Below are 1,905 nucleotides of genomic sequence, written 5' to 3' on the forward strand. Positions count from 1 at the left end.
GCCCGGTGCGGGGGCGCGGGGGTCGGGTTACAGGTATTGGCCGGTGTTGGCGACGGTGTCGATGGACCGGCCGGCTTCGGCGCCCTTGGTTCCGGAGACGAGGGTGCGGATGTAGACGATGCGCTCGCCCTTCTTGCCGGAGATGCGGGCCCAGTCGTCGGGGTTGGTGGTGTTGGGGAGGTCTTCGTTCTCGCTGAACTCGTCGACGCAGGCGGCGAGGAGGTGGGTGACGCGCAGGCCCTTCTGGCCGGTGTCGAGGAATTGCTTGATGGCCATTTTCTTGGCGCGGTCGACGATGTTCTGGATCATGGCACCGGAGTTGAAGTCCTTGAAGTAGAGGACTTCCTTGTCGCCGTTGGCGTAGGTGACTTCGAGGAAGCGGTTCTCCTCGGTCTCGGTGTACATGCGTTCGACGGTGCGCTGGATCATGGCTTCGACGGTGGCTTCGTTGGAGCCGCCGTGTTCCTTGACGTCGTCGGGGTGGAGCGGGAGGCCGCGGAGGATGTACTTGGAGAAGATGTCCTTGGCGGCTTCGGCGTCGGGCCGTTCGATCTTGATTTTGACGTCGAGCCGGCCGGGGCGCAGGATCGCGGGGTCGATCATGTCCTCGCGGTTTGAGGCGCCGATGACGATGACGTTCTCGAGGCCTTCGACGCCGTCGATCTCGCTGAGGAGCTGGGGGACGATGGTGTTCTCGACGTCGGAGGAGACTCCGGATCCGCGGGTGCGGAAGATGGAGTCCATCTCGTCGAAGAAGACGATGACGGGGGTTCCGGCGGAGGCCTTTTCGCGGGCGCGCTGGAAGACGAGGCGGATGTGCCGTTCGGTTTCGCCGACGTATTTGTTGAGGAGTTCGGGGCCCTTGATGTTGAGGAAGAAGCTCTTGCCTTCCTGGCCGGTCTTCTCGGCGACCTGTTTGGCGAGGGAGTTGGCGACGGCCTTGGCGATGAGGGTTTTGCCGCATCCGGGGGGGCCGTAGAGGAGGACGCCCTTGGGGGGCCTGAGCTGGTGTTCGCGGAAGAGGTCGGCGTGCAGGTAGGGGAGCTCGATGGCGTCGCGGATCATTTCGATCTGGGAGCCGAGTCCGCCGATCTCGTTGTAGGAGATGTCGGGGACCTCTTCGAGGACGAGCTCTTCGACCTCCGCCTTGTGGATCTTCTCGTAGGCGTATCCGGAGCGGGGTTCGAGCATGAGGGAGTCGCCGGCGCGGAGGGGGACTCCGCGGAGCGGTTCGGCGAGTTTGACCACGCGTTCCTCGTCGGCGTGGGCGATGACGAGGGCGCGTTCGCCGTCGTCGAAGAGTTCTTTGAGCATGACGACTTCGCCCTGCTCTTCGAACTTGAGCGCTTCGACGACGTTGAGGGCCTCGTTGAGCATGACTTCCTGGCCGCGCTGGAGTTCGTCGACGTCGACGGCGGGGCTGACGTTGACGCGGAGTTTGCGCCCGCCGGTGAAGATGTCGATCGTTCCATCGTCGCGGGCTTCGAGGAAGACGCCGAATCCGGATGGTGGTTGTGCGAGCCTGTCGACCTCCTCCTTGAGCGCCACGATCTGTTCGCGAGCCTCTTTGAGGGTCGCTACGAGACGCTCGTTCTGACCGGTTACGGCGGCCAGGTTGGCCTGTGCCTCATGGAGGCGTTCTTCCAGAACACGTACTTGGCGCGGGGATTCCGCGAGCTTGCGGCGCAGCACGGAGATCTCCTCCTCCAGGAAGGAGATCTGCGTTTGGAGGTCTCTGACCTCCTTTTCGTGCTGCGCCCTTCGCGCCCCTGCATCGTCACGAGCGGCCACGCCCCGTCACCTCCTCACGAAGAGAGCCGACGACCTACTGAGACCCTACCTATCTGGAGGGCTTCCGTAACCTGCCCATTCGGTGTTCGTGTCGTGCGGGGGTCTTCCGGGAGG

General features: G+C 63.9%; 1 protein-coding gene. It reads right to left on the bottom strand.

Annotated elements, in window-relative coordinates; genetic code table 11:
* Positions 1–27: 27 nt before the first annotated feature.
* A complete protein-coding gene (gene arc / locus E1287_RS43055) occupies positions 28–1,791 on the bottom strand; it encodes a proteasome ATPase (protein ID WP_131971890.1) in 1,764 nt (587 codons plus the stop codon).
* Positions 1,792–1,905 lie beyond the last annotated feature (114 nt).

The organism is Actinomadura sp. KC06, assembly GCF_004348735.1.
In the GTDB taxonomy this organism is placed as follows: domain Bacteria; phylum Actinomycetota; class Actinomycetes; order Streptosporangiales; family Streptosporangiaceae; genus Spirillospora.